Origin of the sequence: Ruegeria sp. HKCCD7251, from assembly GCF_013031165.1 — a bacterium.
GTDB lineage: Bacteria > Pseudomonadota > Alphaproteobacteria > Rhodobacterales > Rhodobacteraceae > Ruegeria.
Genome location: NZ_WPZC01000001.1, coordinates 1,239,949 through 1,256,478, shown reverse-complemented (window position 1 = coordinate 1,256,478; position 16,530 = coordinate 1,239,949). Strand labels below are relative to the sequence as shown.

The 16,530-nt window shown below is 57.9% G+C and carries 18 protein-coding genes; 9 read left to right on the top strand and 9 right to left on the bottom strand.

Annotated elements, in window-relative coordinates:
- Positions 1-94 precede the first annotated feature (94 nt).
- A complete protein-coding gene (locus GOX75_RS06155) occupies positions 95-607 on the top strand; it encodes a GNAT family N-acetyltransferase (protein ID WP_171121665.1) in 513 nt (170 codons plus the stop codon).
- 177 nt (positions 608-784) lie between these two features.
- Entirely contained in the window at positions 785-952 is a 168-nt protein-coding gene (locus GOX75_RS06150; protein WP_171121664.1) for a hypothetical protein, read from the top strand.
- Between the two features lie 48 nt (positions 953-1,000).
- On the opposite strand, the gene GOX75_RS06145 is transcribed toward GOX75_RS06150, so the two are convergent.
- From GOX75_RS06145 to mazG, 3 genes are all read right to left on the bottom strand, one after another.
- A complete protein-coding gene (locus tag GOX75_RS06145) occupies positions 1,001-1,450 on the bottom strand; it encodes a GNAT family N-acetyltransferase (protein WP_171121663.1) in 450 nt (149 codons plus the stop codon).
- A complete protein-coding gene (locus tag GOX75_RS06140; RefSeq protein ID WP_171121662.1) occupies positions 1,447-2,388 on the bottom strand; it encodes a nucleoside hydrolase in 942 nt (313 codons plus the stop codon). The genes GOX75_RS06145 and GOX75_RS06140 overlap by 4 nt, the downstream gene beginning before the upstream one ends.
- 62 nt (positions 2,389-2,450) lie before the next feature.
- The gene (gene mazG, locus GOX75_RS06135) at positions 2,451-3,308 is read right to left on the bottom strand and encodes a nucleoside triphosphate pyrophosphohydrolase (protein WP_171121720.1); all 858 of its coding nucleotides are present in this window, start codon (positions 3,306-3,308) and stop codon (positions 2,451-2,453) included.
- Positions 3,309-3,374: 66 nt separating this feature from the next.
- On the opposite strand from mazG, the gene GOX75_RS06130 reads away from it, so the two are divergent.
- From GOX75_RS06130 to GOX75_RS06115, 4 genes are all read left to right on the top strand, one after another.
- Positions 3,375-4,538: a M20 aminoacylase family protein gene (locus tag GOX75_RS06130; RefSeq protein ID WP_171121661.1), complete on the top strand. Its 1,164-nt coding sequence runs from the start codon at positions 3,375-3,377 to the stop codon at positions 4,536-4,538.
- 12 nt (positions 4,539-4,550) lie between these two features.
- Positions 4,551-5,516, top strand: coding sequence for an agmatinase (speB, locus tag GOX75_RS06125; RefSeq protein ID WP_171121660.1), 966 nt, complete (start codon positions 4,551-4,553; stop codon positions 5,514-5,516).
- Between the two features lie 63 nt (positions 5,517-5,579).
- Positions 5,580-6,527: an agmatinase gene (gene speB / locus GOX75_RS06120; RefSeq protein ID WP_171121659.1), complete on the top strand. Its 948-nt coding sequence runs from the start codon at positions 5,580-5,582 to the stop codon at positions 6,525-6,527.
- 65 nt (positions 6,528-6,592) lie between these two features.
- Positions 6,593-7,000: a DUF1499 domain-containing protein gene (locus GOX75_RS06115; protein WP_171121658.1), complete on the top strand. Its 408-nt coding sequence runs from the start codon at positions 6,593-6,595 to the stop codon at positions 6,998-7,000.
- Here GOX75_RS06115 and GOX75_RS06110 read toward each other — a convergent pair.
- Positions 6,941-7,228 (bottom strand): hypothetical protein, encoded by a 288-nt coding sequence (locus GOX75_RS06110; RefSeq protein WP_171121657.1) that lies wholly within the window; start codon positions 7,226-7,228, stop codon positions 6,941-6,943. The two genes, GOX75_RS06115 and GOX75_RS06110, sit on opposite strands and share 60 nt — an antisense overlap.
- Positions 7,229-7,292: 64 nt before the next feature.
- Here GOX75_RS06110 and prfA point away from each other — a divergent pair, with 64 nt between their 5' ends.
- From prfA to GOX75_RS06095, 3 genes are all read left to right on the top strand, one after another.
- Entirely contained in the window at positions 7,293-8,348 is a 1,056-nt protein-coding gene (gene prfA, locus GOX75_RS06105) for a peptide chain release factor 1 (protein WP_171121656.1), read from the top strand.
- A complete protein-coding gene (prmC, locus tag GOX75_RS06100) occupies positions 8,345-9,190 on the top strand; it encodes a peptide chain release factor N(5)-glutamine methyltransferase (protein ID WP_171121655.1) in 846 nt (281 codons plus the stop codon). Before prfA ends, prmC begins: the two co-directional genes overlap by 4 nt.
- Before the next feature lie 237 nt (positions 9,191-9,427).
- Positions 9,428-10,003 carry a DUF4167 domain-containing protein gene (locus GOX75_RS06095; protein WP_171121654.1) on the top strand — a complete coding sequence of 192 codons (576 nt, stop codon included), beginning with the start codon at positions 9,428-9,430 and terminating at the stop codon, positions 10,001-10,003.
- Between the two features lie 56 nt (positions 10,004-10,059).
- Here the strand turns inward: GOX75_RS06095 and rsmA are convergent, their stop codons facing one another.
- The 5 genes from rsmA to lptG all read right to left on the bottom strand — a co-directional run bounded on the left by rsmA (position 10,060) and on the right by lptG (position 16,455).
- The gene (gene rsmA / locus GOX75_RS06090) at positions 10,060-10,902 is read right to left on the bottom strand and encodes a 16S rRNA (adenine(1518)-N(6)/adenine(1519)-N(6))-dimethyltransferase RsmA (RefSeq protein WP_171121653.1); all 843 of its coding nucleotides are present in this window, start codon (positions 10,900-10,902) and stop codon (positions 10,060-10,062) included.
- An 84-nt stretch (positions 10,903-10,986) separates the two neighbouring features.
- Positions 10,987-11,952 carry a 4-hydroxythreonine-4-phosphate dehydrogenase PdxA gene (gene pdxA / locus GOX75_RS06085; protein WP_171121652.1) on the bottom strand — a complete coding sequence of 322 codons (966 nt, stop codon included), beginning with the start codon at positions 11,950-11,952 and terminating at the stop codon, positions 10,987-10,989.
- The gene (locus tag GOX75_RS06080) at positions 11,949-13,202 is read right to left on the bottom strand and encodes a peptidylprolyl isomerase (protein WP_171121651.1); all 1,254 of its coding nucleotides are present in this window, start codon (positions 13,200-13,202) and stop codon (positions 11,949-11,951) included. The genes pdxA and GOX75_RS06080 overlap by 4 nt, the downstream gene beginning before the upstream one ends.
- Positions 13,193-15,355: an LPS-assembly protein LptD gene (locus GOX75_RS06075; protein ID WP_171121650.1), complete on the bottom strand. Its 2,163-nt coding sequence runs from the start codon at positions 15,353-15,355 to the stop codon at positions 13,193-13,195. Before GOX75_RS06075 ends, GOX75_RS06080 begins: the two co-directional genes overlap by 10 nt.
- Positions 15,355-16,455: an LPS export ABC transporter permease LptG gene (gene lptG, locus GOX75_RS06070; RefSeq protein ID WP_171121649.1), complete on the bottom strand. Its 1,101-nt coding sequence runs from the start codon at positions 16,453-16,455 to the stop codon at positions 15,355-15,357. Before lptG ends, GOX75_RS06075 begins: the two co-directional genes overlap by 1 nt.
- Positions 16,456-16,530 lie beyond the last annotated feature (75 nt).

Below are 16,530 nucleotides of genomic sequence, written 5' to 3'. Positions count from 1 at the left end.
GAATCGCTGGGCGAGGTCGCCGAATACGCTGGGGCTTCGATCCTGAAGCGGTGAATGTTAACCTGATCCTCGAATTTGTTTCGAGGATCAGGTTTTGCTTTCAATCATAGACCCCAAAACGCCGGACCACTTTGATGCGGTCCGGCGTTTGTGTTGGGAATACCGCGCATTTCTTCTGACGCTGGATGAAAAATCCCAACGCATTGTCAGAACATTCTACCCGCGTGAGAAATACGCCCGTTTGATGGATGCCATCGAGGTTGAGCACGCGGCACCCACAGGAGGTGTCCGGCTAGCGTTAAAGGATGATCAGCCTGTCGGATGTGGGATGTTCCATACGATTGAACCCGGTGTGGCTGAAATCAAGCGCGTATTCGTGAACGAGAAAGCCCGAGGTACCGGTGCCGGGTACGCGATCATGAGTGATCTGATCGAAACCTGCCGCCTGAAGGGGTTTCGTATTATTCGGATGGACACAGGAAAACCACTTGAGGCCGCAACACGCCTTTATCTGTCGATGGGGTTTGAATTGCGTGACGCCTATTCGGAAATCCCCGAGGTTGCAGATGGTCATCTGCTGTTTTTTGAAATGGATTTGCAGGAATAGCGCGATTTTGGGCTAAAAAAGTCGAAATTTTTCGACCTTCTTTCCTGTTGTTATTGAAGGAGAAATTTAAAAAAGCCGCTACTTAAGTGAACATTATGGCACTTATGTGTGAACTTTTCCCTATTAGGAGGGCCGGGTGGTCTCGTACCCTGACTGTATTACAGAAAGGAGAACACCATGACTGGTTCTAAATTCCTTCTCGTAGCGTCGGTAGTCGGCACTGTATTTTTGGCGGCATGTTCAGCACCTGGCACATATCCGATCACTGGCGATCCGGTTTCAGCAAGTGACCCGGTTCGGGATATGGAATCGCCCACTTACATCTATCGTGGTGAGGCTCGCTAAGGCCTGTGCGTGACATCACGGGCAGTGACGTCCGTGATTGATCTGAATTCAGAGCTTCTTGCTCATTAACAAATACCGATCGCGCGGTTTGAACCCGGTGCGCAGATACAGTTTCTGAGCTGCCTCGTTTGTGCGGTCGACCTCAAGATGCAGGGTGGTAAGCCCAGCTCCGGCCAGTGCCTTTGGCAGGTCTAGCAATACTTCGGATGCAATTCCTCGGCCGCGAACGGCAGGGCGAATGTAGATCTCGTCCACAAAGCCGTCCATGCCGCCGAATTCGACGGACCAACCGAATGTCAGGATGATGTATCCCAACGGTGCTCGTCCGGGTCCGATCAGGTAGACACATCCGTGGGGGATGCCCTCTAATAGCGGGGCCAGAGCGTTGCGGGTCTGATCCGCATCCTGAGCGATACCTTCCTCGGAGTGGAATGCAGTGACCAGGCCCACCAAGCGGTCCAAATCTTCGGGGCGGGCAAGCCGCAGGGCAGCGCTCATAGTCGGGCCAGCCGTTCGGTCAACAGGGTAAAGAACCCGTCCGCGTCCACATCTCCTATGAATGTCGCGTTGGGTTTGCGATCGGTGACGCGCCACCAGTCGGCGACCGTCATACCCATCGTGAGTTCTGATTGGGTCTCAATCTCGACATTCACGAAACGACCCGAGAACAATTCGGGCTTGATCAGATAGGCTGTGACGCACGGGTCATGCAGTGGTGCCCCTTGGCTGCCGTATTTTTCCTTGTCAAAGCGTTCGAAGAAATCCGTCATCTCGGCCACGGCGATACCGACCTTGGTTCCCAGCGCGCGGAAGGCGTCGTTGCGGGGTTTGGTGACCAGCGCCTTGTGCGTGACATCCAACGGCATAACGACAATAGGGCGACCTGATGTAAACACGATATCAGCAGCTTCTGGGTCGACGTGAATGTTGAATTCTGCGGTGGGGGTAATGTTGCCAACCTCGAAATACGCGCCGCCCATCAGCACGATTTCCTGCACCCGATCCACGATATCAGGCGCTTTGGTAAAGGCCGTTGCGATGTTTGTCAGTGGCCCCAGCGGGCATAACGTGACCGTTCCTGGCTCATGCGCGCGCAGGGTGTCGATAATGAAGTCGACCGCATGCCCGTCGGTCAGTTGCATCTGCGGATCAGGCAGTTCCGGGCCGTCCAGACCGGTTTTTCCGTGCACATGTTCTGCCGTGACCAGCGCTCGTTTCAATGGGCGGTCGCACCCGGCGTAAACCGGCACCTCGGTATGTCCGGCCAGTTCGCAGACGATACGGGCGTTCTTGGACGTCAGGTCTAACGGCACGTTCCCAGCGACGGCGGTTATGCCCAGAACCTCAATCTCTTGGGGGCTGGCCAGCGCCAGCAGGATGGCCACGGCGTCGTCCTGGCCGGGGTCAGTGTCGATGATGATTTTACGAGGGGGCATGGGCGTCTCCGGGGGCGTGAAGGTCGGACACTCGCAAGTGTCCCGGCACTTGTCCAGCCGTTTTAGGTGTCCGCAACCGCATCCACCGGCGGGAGTTTGCCGTTGGCGCGGTGTTCTTCGGTTTTCACCTCGTCCCAAAGGGCGTCCATCTCGGCCAGATCGCTTTGTGAAGGCGTTTTGCCACGCGCCGCAAGGCGGGCCTCGACCTGTTCGAACCGGCGGGTGAACTTGGCATTGGTGCGGCGCAGGGCTGCCTCGGGTTCAATCCCGAGATGGCGGCCCAGATTGACAATCACGAAGAGCAAGTCACCGAACTCATCCTCTAGTGCGTCGGCGTCCATGCTGTCGCGGGCCTCTTCCAACTCGGCGGCCTCTTCGGTGATCTTCGCCAGCACATGACTGGCATCGGGCCAGTCGAACCCCACGCGGGCGGCGCGTTTTTGCAGCTTATGTGCGCGCAACAGGGCGGGCAGGTTAGCCGCCACTCCATCCAGCGCGCCTTTTTGTTCGTTGCCAGCGCGTTCCGCTGCCTTGATGGTTTCCCAATCCAGCGTCTGCTGCTCGGCAGATTTGTCGCGGGATTCGTCGCCGAACACGTGAGGATGACGCGTGACCATTTTATCTGACATGGTGCGGACTACGTCCTGAAAGGTGAAATGCCCGGCTTCCTCGGCCATCTGCGCATGAAAGACGGATTGGAACAGCAGGTCGCCCAATTCGCCTTTCAGCTCGTCATACGCCTCACGCTCGATGGCGTCGGCGACCTCATAGGCTTCTTCGATGGTGTAGGGGGCGATGGTGGCGAAATCCTGTTCGATATCCCACGGGCAGCCGGTCTGCGGGTCGCGTAGGCGGCGCATGATTTCCAGCAGGCGCTCGATCCCTGCGTCGCTATCGTGGATCAGAGGATTTTCGGCCATTGCGAACCCTTTCGTTCCGGTGTCAGATGCATCCATTCCGCAGTCAGGATCAGGAGTCCACCCCAGATGCCCGTCGTCAACCGAATTGCCGATTTTGCCGCCGATATGACCGCTTGGCGACAACACCTGCATTCGATTCCCGAGTTGGAGTTCGAATGCCATGAAACCGCAGCTTTTGTCACCGACAGACTGCGTGAATTTGGCGTTGACGAGCTGCATGAAGGAATTGCCAAAACCGGGATTGTCGCGATCATCAACGGGCAGGGCGAGGGGCCGACAATCGGCCTGCGCGCGGACATGGATGCCTTGCCAATCCCCGAGGAAACCGGGGTCGAATATGCGTCGACCAAACCGGGTAATATGCATGCCTGTGGCCATGACGGTCATACGGCAATGTTGTTGGGCGCAGCGCGTTATCTGGCTGAGACACGAAATTTCCGCGGCCGCGTGGCCCTGATCTTTCAGCCTGCGGAAGAGGAAGGCGGCGGAGCAGGCGTCATGGTCGAAGAGGGGCTTATGGACCGTTTCGATATTTCCCAGGTCTATGCACTGCACAATGCGCCCGGTGTTCCTGAGGGGGCATTCCAGACGACGCCCGGGCCGATCATGGCCGCTGTCGACACGTTTGAAGTTCACATTCAGGGTCTTGGCGGCCACGGGGCCATGCCACACGAAACTCGCGATCCAGTGATGGCGGCCTGTGGAATAGCACAGGCCATTCAGACCATTGTCAGCCGCAACAACTATGCGCTGGACGATCTGGTTATCTCGGTTACCCAGATTCACACCGGAACGGTCAACAACGTGATCCCGGATACTGCCTATATCAACGGAACCGTCCGCACTTTCGATCCGTCTGTTCAGAAGATGGTGATGGAACGGATGGAGCAGATCGTGCAGGGGCAAGCACTGTCTTATGGGGTTGAGGCAAGGTTGGATTATGAGATCAATTACCCCGCAACGATCAATGACGCAGACAAAGCCGGGTTTGCCGCCGATGTCGCGCGGGACGTGGCGGGAGACGAATGGGTGTTCACGAACATATCTGCGATGATGGGGGCCGAGGATTTCTCGTTCATGCTGAATGCGCGTCCGGGGGCGTACCTGTTTCTGGGGCAAGGTGAAAGTGCCGGGTTGCATCATCCAAAATACAATTTTAACGACGAGATCGCGCCGGTTGGGGCATCCTTTTTCGCGCGGATTGTCGAAAAGGCGCAGCCGCTGGGCTGAACGGGGGAATAAATGGCACTGGAAGATGCAAAAAATCAGGTGGACGAGGCGTTTACCAATCCTGACCTCAAGGGGTTGTCCTATGAAAATACGTTTGGCGGGGCGACGTCCTTTCTGCGTCGGCTGTACACCAAGGACCTGAAGGGCGTGGACATAGCCGTGACTGGAGTGCCGTTCGATCAGGCGGTGACCAACCGCCCTGGAACCCGACTTGGCCCGCGCGCAATCCGAGAGGCCAGTGCGCTGCAATCACCCGATGCGCCCTATGGCTGGCCTTTTGACGCGCTGAGTGAGCTGGCGATCGTCGATTATGGTGACATGGCCTATGACTACGCCAATATCCCGGCGTTTCCAGATACGCTGACCGATCATATCCGCACGATACTAGCCGCCGATGTGGCTTCGGTCACTTTGGGCGGGGATCACTATATCAGCTTTCCGATCCTCAAGGCTTATGCCGAGAAATTCGGGCCGATTTCCTTGCTGCAGTTTGATGCGCATACGGACACGTGGGCCGATGACGACATGTCGCGCGTGGATCACGGAACGATGTTCTACAAGGCGGTGAAGTCGGGCATCGTGGATCCCAAGCGATCGGTGCAGGTCGGAATCCGGACCACCAACGAGGATACGCTGGGTGTCAACATCATCGACGCGCGCGAGGTTTATGAATCCGGCCCCGCTGCCGTCGCGCACAAGATTAAGGGCATTCTGGGTGACAGTCCCGTTTATCTAAGCTTTGATATCGACGGTCTGGATCCCGCTTTTGCGCCGGGTACAGGTACACCCGTCTGGGGTGGGCTGAGTTCCATTCAGGCGCAGATCATCTTGCGCGATATCGCCGGTATTAACATCAAGGGCGGGGACGTTGTCGAGGTATCTCCGCCGTTTGATACATCCGGCGCAACGGCGATCGCCGGCGCGCATGTCGCCACGCAGATTATTTGCCTTTTGGGGTGGAACAAGTTGCAGCCTTAACCATTGGTTAGCCATCTTTCCTCTATCACGTTAACCAAAATAACGGATGGGAGAGATACTGGCATGAAAGACTTCAACCAGCCCCTCAGCGGCAATGATCTGGCACGGTTTTCCGGGCCGAATACGTTCATGCGCTTGCCGCAAGTGGATTCGTTGGCCGGGTTGGATGTGGCCGTTTTGGGTATTCCGATGGATATCGGCGCCTCATGGCGGTCGGGCACACGGTTCGGGCCGAAACAGATCCGCAGCGAAAGCGCGATGATCCGGCCTTACAACATGGCCACATTCGCGGCTCCGTTCGACAGCCTGCAGATTGCCGATATCGGTGATCTTGCGATCAACACGTTTTCCCTGTCCGAAAGCCTCAAGATCATTAAGGAAAGCTATGATGCTATTCTGGCGCAGGATGTGACGCCTGTCGCGATGGGAGGTGATCATTCGATCACCCTGCCGATTTTACGGGCAATTGCGGCCAAGCACGGGCCTGTGGCGTTGGTTCACGTGGATGCCCACGCAGGTGTAGACGACGAAATGTTTGGTGAGCGTGAGACACACGGCACCGTCTTTCGCCGCGCCTACGAAGAAGGTCTGATCGTTCCTGACAAGGTCTTTCAGGTCGGAATTCGCGGTTCGGGTTATTCAACGACGGATTTCAACGAAGCAAAGGAATGGGGATTTCGGCAGTTTCCGGCGTTGGAATTGTGGCAGCAGAACCTGACGGAAGTTGGCTCTCAGATACGGAAGACAATCGGGGATCACCCGACTTATATCACCTTCGACATTGACAGCCTTGATCCGGCTTTTGCTCCGGGAACGGGCACGCCAGAAATCGCGGGGCTAACCACGCCGCAGGCCTTGCAGTTGATCCATGCACTCAGCGGTCTGACCGTTGTGGGGTGCGATCTAGTCGAGGTCTCGCCGCCCTATGACACGACCGGCAACACGGCGCTGACGGCGGCTAACCTTTTGTTCGAGCTTATGTGCATCCTGCCAGGTGTGACGTCGCGGTAAAAGCCTGCCTCACGACTTGTCCAGGCCTGTATTCCGAATAAGGTTGCTAAAAGAATAGGGTCGGGATGAAGAAAATGCTCATTTTCCTTGTTGTTGCGGCGGTCGTCGTACTGGGCGCTTATATCAGGCTGGCACCGTCCGATCCTACGCGATGGCACGTAGTGCCCACCGGTCAGGCGGATCGCGATATGCAAGGCGGAGTGTTTCGGGTTTTGGAAACTGGCCCCGACGGGCTGGCGCGTCTGGATGCAATTGCGCGTAACACACCCCGAACAACGGTTTTGGCGGGGTCAGTGGACAAAGGGATGGTCACCTATGTCACCCGCACCAAAGTGATCGGCTTTCCCGACTACGCGACCGCCCAGCAGGATGGCGACACGCTGCGCATCCACGCGCGCCTGCGCTTTGGGCGCTCAGATTTTGGGGTAAACCGCAACCGTGTTGATGGGTGGCTGACTGCGCTCAAGCCCTGAGGACAGGCAGCCTTCCTGCACTTCGCGCCACATTGGTACGTTCAGCGACATTTGGCACTGTGCCATGAACATACGGCCATCGACCTGCAGGCAGATCATCTCGCCCAGTTCGATGCGGGTGCCGGATGTATCGGTGCAATAGCAATCGCGCACCTTGCCATCCGGGCCAACATAGTCGGCCATGGCCGGTGTGGAAAACAGCGTCAGGACAAGCGTAAACCATCTCATGCGCAGCAGCTTAGCATACGGTCGGCCCTTGACCAAAGCCCCGGATTGTTAGACACCCCCGGGGATGATCCCCGAAGAACGCCTAGAACAGATAACTCAGCGATTCCAATACCTCGAAGCGGCGATGTCAGACGGCGCGGCGGGTGGGGACATTGCTGCTTTGGCCAAGGAGTATTCTGACCTCAAACCGGTTGTCGAACAGATCACGGCCTGGCGACTGTTGGTGGCGGATTTGGCGGAAGCGCAGGCGATGCTGGCAGACCCCGATATGAAGGAGTTGGCCGAAGAAGAAATCCCAGACTTGCAGGCCCGCATCCCCGAAGCGGAACACGCGCTGCAATTGGCATTGCTGCCCCGTGACGCGGCCGATGCGCGCCCTGCGATGCTGGAAATTCGCCCCGGAACCGGAGGGGACGAGGCTGCCTTGTTCGCGGGAGACCTGTTGCGCATGTATCAACGCTATGCCGAGGCACACGGCTGGCGTTTTGAGATCATCGAAGAACAGGCTTCGGACCTTGGGGGCATCAAAGAGGTCGTGGCGCATATAAAGGGCGACAACGTCTTTGCGCGGTTAAAATATGAATCCGGAGTTCACAGAGTTCAGCGCGTTCCCGAAACCGAAAGTGGTGGGCGGATTCACACATCGGCTGCGACGGTTGCGGTGCTGCCCGAGGCCGAAGATGTGGATATCCAGATTGACGCGAATGACATTCGTATCGACACCATGCGCAGTTCGGGTGCGGGTGGTCAGCACGTGAACACGACAGATTCGGCTGTGCGCATCACCCACCTTCCGACCGCTCTTGTGGTTACAAGCTCTGAGAAGTCCCAGCACCGCAATCGTGAAATCGCAATGCAGGTTCTGAAGACGCGACTTTATGATTTGGAGCGTCAGAGGATCGACAGCGAACGGTCCGCCGACCGAGCCAGCCAAGTGGGCTCTGGCGACCGTTCCGAGCGGATCAGGACGTATAACTTTCCACAGGGCCGGATGACCGATCACCGCATAAACCTGACTTTGTACAAGCTGGATCAGGTCATGCAGGGCGATCTGGACGAGGTCATAGATGCGCTGACAGCCGATGACCAAGCCCGCCTGCTGGCTGCGATGGCGCAATGATTGCTGCGTTGACAGCGGCGCAGGCCATGGTCGCTGCAACAGCGCGGCTTCGGGCGGCCGGGGTTGCTGATCCGGCGCGTGACGCCCGAGTGTTGTTGGCCCACGCCGCGCGAATCGAAGCCAGCCGCGTCACGTTGATCGCCCCCGAGGAGCTTTCGCCGGAGATCGCCGAACGGTACGATCAATTGATATCCTTGCGGGCTATTCGAGTGCCGGTCTCCCACTTGCTGGGAGAAAGGGAGTTTTATGGCCGCCGCTTTCGGGTCAGCCGCGATGTGTTGGACCCTCGACCGGAAACCGAGGCGCTGATCGAGGCGGCGTTGAGCGAACCTTTCGGTCATGTTCTGGACCTTGGGGTCGGGTCCGGGTGCATTCTGATCACCTTATTGGCGGAAAGAACCAGCGCAACGGGGCTAGGCGTTGACCTAAGTGAGGCTGCTTGTCTGCAAGCCAGCGCGAACGCTGTTCAGCATCAAGTTCAAAACCGTATCGAGATTATCAAGTCTGATTGGTTCGGAAACATTAATGGTAACTTTGACCTGATTGTTTCCAATCCCCCGTATATTTCTCTGCCGGAAATGGCGGAATTGTCACCCGAAGTGCGTGAGCATGAACCGCGCATGGCACTGACGGACGAGGGCGACGGCTTGGGAGCTTACCGTCGTATTGCTGCCGGTGTTCCTGATTTTCTGTTACCCGGTGGGCGTTTGCTGGTCGAAATTGGGCCGACGCAGGGCCTGAGCGTTTCTGCGCTGTTTGATGCTGCTGGATTGGTCGACATAAGGATAATTCCCGATTTGGATGGTCGCGACCGTGTTGTATTTGCCAGAATGTCGCAGTGAATCTGTGCGCTGAGGCTGAAATACGCCGATTGATGTAAAAAAGCTGCGAAATTTAGTACAAACCCCTTGTCTGCACGCGCCGGACATGTTTACTCAGGATTAGTCAGCGAGGTTGACGCCGTTACAGCGCGCCCCTGACGCCAAGCCCAAAAAGTCGACATCGCGTCACAGCAAAAGCCTTTGAGCAGTGCAAGACGCGAAAGGTTCGACATCGAATGACAAGGCTGACGAAAGTAGATGAGATCTTCCAAATCCCGCTCGCGGGCCAAGAATAACCGCAATCGTCCTTCTGGAGGCAACGTAGTAAACCGGGTTTTCGACAGCTCGGGCCCAGAGGGTAAAGTGCGTGGCACGCCCCAGCAGATCATTGACAAGTACAACCAGCTTGCTCGTGACGCGCAGTTGTCTAATGACCGCGTGGCCGCGGAAAATTTCCAGCAACACGCCGAGCACTACCTGCGTCTGCTAAGTGAAGCGCAACGCGAAATGGAAGCGCGCCGCGAAGAACAGGAGCGGCAGAACCGTGAACGTCAGGCTGAACGTGATCGCGAACGCGCTGAGCGTCAGGAACGCGAAGCCGCGCGCCAATCAGATCCGGCCGAAGCACCGCAACCTGACGTGATGGATTTCACACCCGCAGCCGCTTCGCCTGAATCCGGTTTGGTGGAGACCCCTGAAAATAAGGGTGCTGAAGGCGAAGCCGCCGAGAAGAAGGAAAAACCGGCGCGCCGTCCCCGTACGCGCAAGCCCAAGCCTGCGCCGTCGGAAGACGCATCGTCGGACAAAGGTGATGCGCCCGAGGCCGCCGAGTAATCAAAGGCGCACAAAACAAGACAAAGCCCCGAGGTTCGACCCGGGGCTTTTTTGTTTCAAGCGTTATCAACCTCGCGCGACAATGCACAGAAGGCTTCAAGCGGCACCTGCTCGGCCCGTTCAGTTGGTTGAATCCCGGCCGCCAATAACCTGTCTTCGATATTCGGGGCGATGCCCTTTAGCGATGCGCGCAGCATTTTGCGGCGTTGGTTGAAGGCTGCAGCCACGACACGGGATAGTGTGGCGGGGTTCGCGGGATACCTGGGTTCGGGCAGGGCAGTTAGATGGACCACGGCGCTTGAAACCTTGGGCGGAGGCGTAAACGCGCCGGGAGGTAAAGACATGGCAATCCGAGCCTCGGCGCGCCATTGCGCAAGGATGGCAAGGCGTCCGTAGGCTTTGCCGCCGGGCTGCGCCACGATCCGTTCAGCGACCTCGCGCTGAAACATCAAGGTCAGGCTTTGCCAGAACGGGGGCCATTCGGGGGGGGTCAGCCACCGCACAAGAAGCTCAGTTCCGACGTTGTAGGGCAGGTTGGCTGCGACCCGGATTGGTGGCGTTAGATGTGTCAGCGGGTCAATCTCGAGCGCGTCACCGTTGATGACCTCCAAACGGCCGGGATATGCAGCGGCAATGTCGTTCAGGGCCGCAATGCAGCGGGTGTCTTTCTCGACCGCGACCACTTTCCGCGCGCCCTCGGACAGCAAACCCCGAGTCAGTCCTCCTGGGCCAGGGCCGATTTCCAACACATCGCACGCGGACAGATCTCCGGCCTGTCGCGCAATCTTGGCGGTCAGATTCAGGTCCAGCAGGAAGTTCTGGCCCAGCGACTTTCGCGCCGAAAGCTGGTGGGTTGCGATGACCTCGCGCAGAGGGGGAAGATTGTCGATAGCGCTCATTTTCAGATTACCGTGGCGCAGGAGGGATTGCGTGCACCAGAGATTTTTTGCCTCCGGCGGGGATATTTTCAGCCAGGTGAAGGATCAAGAGCTTTTTGCCATGCGGTGGGCGAGTTTCAAAGCTTCGATCAGGCTAGATGGGTTTGCGATACCTTGCCCTGCGATATCAAGGGCGGTGCCGTGGTCGGGCGATGTGCGTATGAAAGGCAGGCCGAGCGTCACGTTTACGCCGCGGTCGAAATCCAGCGTTTTGATCGGAATCAGCGCCTGATCATGATACATTGCAATGGCTGCGTCATAACGGGCGCGGGCTGCGGCATGAAACATGGTGTCCGCAGGGTTTGGGCCGCTGACAGTGTAGTCTTCCGAAGGAAGCGCAGAAATCAGCGGGCCGATCCAGTCCAGCTCTTCAAGCCCCATCTTACCACCTTCCCCCGCATGGGGGTTCAGCCCGGCAATGGCGATGCGGGGGTGAGCAATGCCGAATTGCTTTCGCAACCCCTCGGCTGTGATTTCAATCGTATCGCGCAACAGGGCGGGCGTGAGTTCGGACGGGACGCGGGACAGGGGAATATGGATCGTTGTGGGCACCACGCGCAATTCATCGCTGGCCAGCATCATCACAACGCGTTTACGCCCGGCCAGCGCGGCAAGAAACTCGGTATGGCCGGGATAGGCGAACCCGGCCCCGTCAATCAGTGCTTTCTTGTGGATCGGCGCGGTGCAGAGGGCCGACGCCGCGCCCGACTGAACCAGTGACACGCCTCGTTCAATCGCGTTTATGACGCCGGGCGCATTTGCGGCTGAGGGTGTACCGGGGCGATTGGGTTCGGGGAAGTCCAGTTGCAGAACAGGCATTGCCGAGGCGCTGATACGAAGGGCCTCTGCCGGGTCGCTGATTTGATGCACCGGAGTTCCCTGAGGAATATGCGCCGCGTCCCCGATATAGAAAAACGGGCAGGTATCTCGTAGTTCTGCCCATGCTTTAGCCGCGATCTCTGGGCCTATACCGGCAGGGTCGCCACAACTGAGCGCGATCGGGGCGATCATTGCTCGATTATCGTTGCGTCCGCGCGTAGCTGCTCTAGCAGGCTTTCGGAAAAGGCCTGCAGCCGCTGTTGCGTCAGCGCATTGGCCACATCAACGCGCGAAGTTTCTTCGCCTCGGTCGAGCGTCCGGGTGCACAACATCAGGAAACGGAGGGTCTGGCCGTTATTGGCGGTCAGATTCGTCGAAACTTCGTTAAGATCCAGCTTGGCTAGTTCCAGTGCGACGTCCCGCGGAATTTCCGAGGGGCTGGCTTCGATCCGTTGCAGAACCTCAGCCGGTTGGTCTTGTGCAATTCCATAGAGGTCATCGCAGGTGTCGATCTCTTCCCGCAATTTGGCGGCGCGGGCCAGCGTGTCAGCGCTGCGACCGCCGGGAAGATTGTAGATGGCATAGTCGATTTTCGAATAACGCGGCGCGCCAGACGCGACCTCGCGCAGGCCGCGCATCTGGAACAGGGCAATGGCGTTTGGCAGGTTGATGGGCTGTGTTATATCCCCATTCTTGAGGCCAAGGATAACCGGCTGCAAGGCAGGGGGCAGATCGGTCAGGTTCAGCCATTCCAACCGACCGCCATTGTCCCGTGTGCCGGCGGCGGAATATTGGGTGGCTGCCGCTGAAAAGGCATCAAATCCTTCCAATTGCGCGATCTCTTCGGCCAACAACTCGGCCTGGGCGATGGTCTGCTGATTGACCGGAATGATGATCTCGGACATCAGAACCTGCAATCCACCGCCACCGGCTTGTCCCAGCGCCCGGTTGATTTCATCCTCGGACGGGCGCGCCTGCGACAGGAAACGGGCGCTGACATAGTCGCGCCACGAAAGCTGGTCTGCGACAAAATCCCTGACGGTTTCTTGGGACACACCCGCATCGGCAAGAAGTTGCAGGAACTGATCCGTCGACAACCGCCCGCGCGCAGCGAACTCGTCAATGCCGACCTGAACATCCTCTGGGTTGATTTCGATTCCCGCCTCTCGCATGGCTTGCTTGCGCAGACGGTCGTCGATCAGGGCCTCTCGCACCTCGTCCTCGGAGGCTCCGGGAGCGCCCAGGGCTAAAAGGAATTGCAGACGCTGGTCCAGTTCATACCAGGTGACAATATCCTGATTAACCTTGATCGCAGGCGAGAACGGGCTTTGGGCTTGCGCTTCCATGGGCCCAAGACTCAATACCGCAACGGCCAGTGCCTGAGCCACCGAGGGCAGCCAACCGGAACGAACGAAACTGGAGAAACGTGAAATCAACTGCATCTTCTCTTGAACTGTTGTCCGCCACCTTCAACAGAATATCCTGTCAGGGCTACGGTAAAGCCGAATTCTGTCGAAGGCTCAATACTCGAAGACGAGGTAAATCGTCTACTCACGATCATATTTGCCTGTACACATTCGTTTTGGTAGGTCACGCCCAACCCATAACGGATCGGTTCGGACTCGGCGAGGTCATAGCGGGCGAATGCACGGGTCAGCCAGTTTTGGTCGATTCGGTAACGACCATTGACGCGAACTTCCGAGATTTCATCTTCCGCGTTTTCCGCTGGATCGGGTTCCTGCCAGACATAAGTGCCCGACAGGCTAGTTGTTTCTTGGCTCCAGGCGGCGCGCAATTCAGCCTTGGCGAAACTGAAGTCACCGTTGAGCAATCCGCGCCCTGCCAATGACCAGCCATTGGCCGTTTCCAACTGACCAGCAATCAACAGGTCTGACGCTGTTCCCTGCAAACCCGAGGTTACGTTGAATTCAGGGTCGGCATCCGCGCGAAAGACCTGACCAACTGTTGCCAGTGCGCGCCATCCCTTTGCTCCGTATCGGGCCCAGTTTATGCCGACCACTCCGGTTGCGCCGTCTTCCCGACGGTCGGGGGCCGGAAATCGCGAAAGGGACAGAAGGTTGCCTTGATCGAATTCCTGAAACGTACTTTCGTCGATCGGCACGTCGTTGGTTGAAACATGGGTCCAGCCGACTTGTGCGATCGGTTCAAGGACTTGGGTCGCGCCCGACTTTTCCCGCCGTGACATTGGGTAGCGCAGCGTCAGCGCCGCGCGTGGTGTGGTGCGGGTAACCTGACTAGGGAACCCGCTGTCATGACGAATATTGAACGTATCGACAGACGCGCCCAACCTGGCGTCCGCGCGCAGGCCCGTGGTGAATATCCAACTGCGCATCCATTCGGCATCGAAAGTTGCTCGCGCGACATCACGGCCCACGATGTCTTCGTCGCTGGTACGTTCATGGGCGTGTGCGACAAAGCCGAGCCGAACCTCGCCACCCACTGCGGTCGGGAAGTGGCGTTTCTGATAGTACAGGTCGAACACGCGCGAAGGGATTTCATCCTGATCTTCGCTGTCGCGCAAAGTCTGGTAGTGGATGAAGCTGGTGCGGAACGCCGTATCCCGTTTTATCCGTTCCAGCGCGACTTCGCTGCGCAATCGGTCGAAATCGGGCAGGCCGTAGTCGGCCAAATACGCATCGTCAGACGTGGTCTTCAGGTCAAAGGTGAACCGATAGCCGTCCCGCAGGTTGAATGCGCCATCCGCAAATAGATACCCGCGCTGCTCGTCTGGTTGAAGGTCATCTTTTGTATAGGCGCCCAAGATTCGGATACGTCCACGTTTGAACGCCTGACGATACCGGAAGCCCAGCGTTTTGGTCTTGGACGATACATATGGCGTCAGCGTCAGGTCCTTGTGGTCGCCCAACTTGAAGAAATACGGCACCTGTAGGCCGGTGCCCAGTTGCGACGTGGTTCTGACCGACGGGACGAGAAAGCCCGTCGCGCGGTCCAGTGTGGGATCGGGAAGACGCAGGTACGGAAAATAGAATACCGGAAAGTCCAGAATTCGGAACTGTGCACCTTCAAAATATAACTGCCGTTCCAGCTGGTCATGGGTGACTTTGCGCGCACGGATCTGCCATATCGGAGGTTTACCGTTGGCGCAGACGTGGCACGACGTGGCCGAGACCTTGCTGAATTGCGTATAGCGCCCAGCCGCACGCTTGGCCTGGACCGACGCGATCTGGACTTGCTGCTGGAACACCATTCTAGCGCCGATGAGCAGGCCGTTTTGGATGCCGCTGTCCAATTCCGCTGAATCCGCCAGCAGAGTCGTTGCGCCGCCCTGATCAATGCGGACCGGACCCTCAAGCAAAAGTTCGCCGGTGTCGCGGTCATAGGTAATCCGTTGCGCAGTAACTTTGATGTCGCCTTGAAACGCTTCGACGTTGCCCTCGGCGACAAGCACTCTTTGCGGAGTGATGAAAATCCGATCTGCAACCAGAAGGGCTGGTTCTTCCTCTTGCGGAGTACTTTGCGGCGGGCCGCCAGCGGGCTGATTTTGGGCGCCCGCGCCCTGTGGTATGGCCAACGCCAGAGCGCCGGACAAAAACAGGCAGGATAGAAGCCGCATCAGCCGTCCTCCGCGTGCAACAACAGACCGAGGGACAGCAATATGGCTGCGAAGGGCGGAGCCCACGCCGCAACAAAGATAGGCAGTTGTCCGTTTTCCCCCAGAATTTGGGCAAAGTTGCGCACGAAGTATATGCCAAAACCCAACAGTACCGCGGACAGAACCGCGATCCCGGTTCCGCCAAAGCGGACATGGCGCATGGTGAACGCTGCCCCGATCAGGACCATCGACACCAAGAAGATCGGGCGCGCAAGTTGCACTTGCAGCCAGACTTCGTATTGCTTGGTGGAAAACCCGGCTTCTCCTAGGTCACGAATAAGCTGTGGCAAGTCGTAGACCGAAACGGCCCCTTGCCGCCCCAGCGTGTCCAAAATGCGCTCGCGCGTCAGCGACGTAGGGATTTCAAGCGTCGAATGCTCGACGGCGTTGATTTCCGGGTTGATGTCCTGATTCAAGGACCAGACTTTGGCGTTGGACAAAGTCCAGTTGCCGTCGTCTAGGACAGCGCTGTCAGCGGCAATCTGTTGCGTCGGCGTACCGTCCGGCGAAAATGCGATGATCGTCACTTCGTTCAACTTCAGCGTATCGCCATTTGACGTGCCGCGCGCGTGGATCACAGACTGGCCGTTTTGCGAGCCCTGCCGCAGCCACATACCTTCGCCGCTGATCGAAAAGGCCGACCCGCCGTTGTTGCGATACGAGTCAGACAGTCGTGAGTATTCCTCGGACGTGGCTGCCGAAATCGGGTTCAGCAGGGCAACGGCAGCCGCCCCGATCGCCAGGGCCAATACTGCAGGGGCCAGCAGCGCACGAATACCCGAACGGCCAATGGCTCGGGTCACGACCAACTCAGAACTGCGCGCAAGGCCGACAAACAGCGCGATTGTCGAAAGAATCACCAGCAAGGGCAGCATTTCACTGATGGCCGCCGGGGTATTCAGCAGCGTCAGGTGCAGAAGTTGGCCAAAGGACAGGTCAACTTCGTCAAAGCGTCGCACCTGTTCGATCAGGTCGATCAGAATCAACAAAGTCAGGAAGATGCCGCCGATAACCAGAAAGCTTTGGATGAACCGGCGGGCAAAATAGCGGTCAAGGATCACGGGCGAAACCCCGCAGGGGTTGGGTGCAAGGCGGGCACTGTCAGGTTCAAGCAGGAATCATTGCAGCATGCGCCA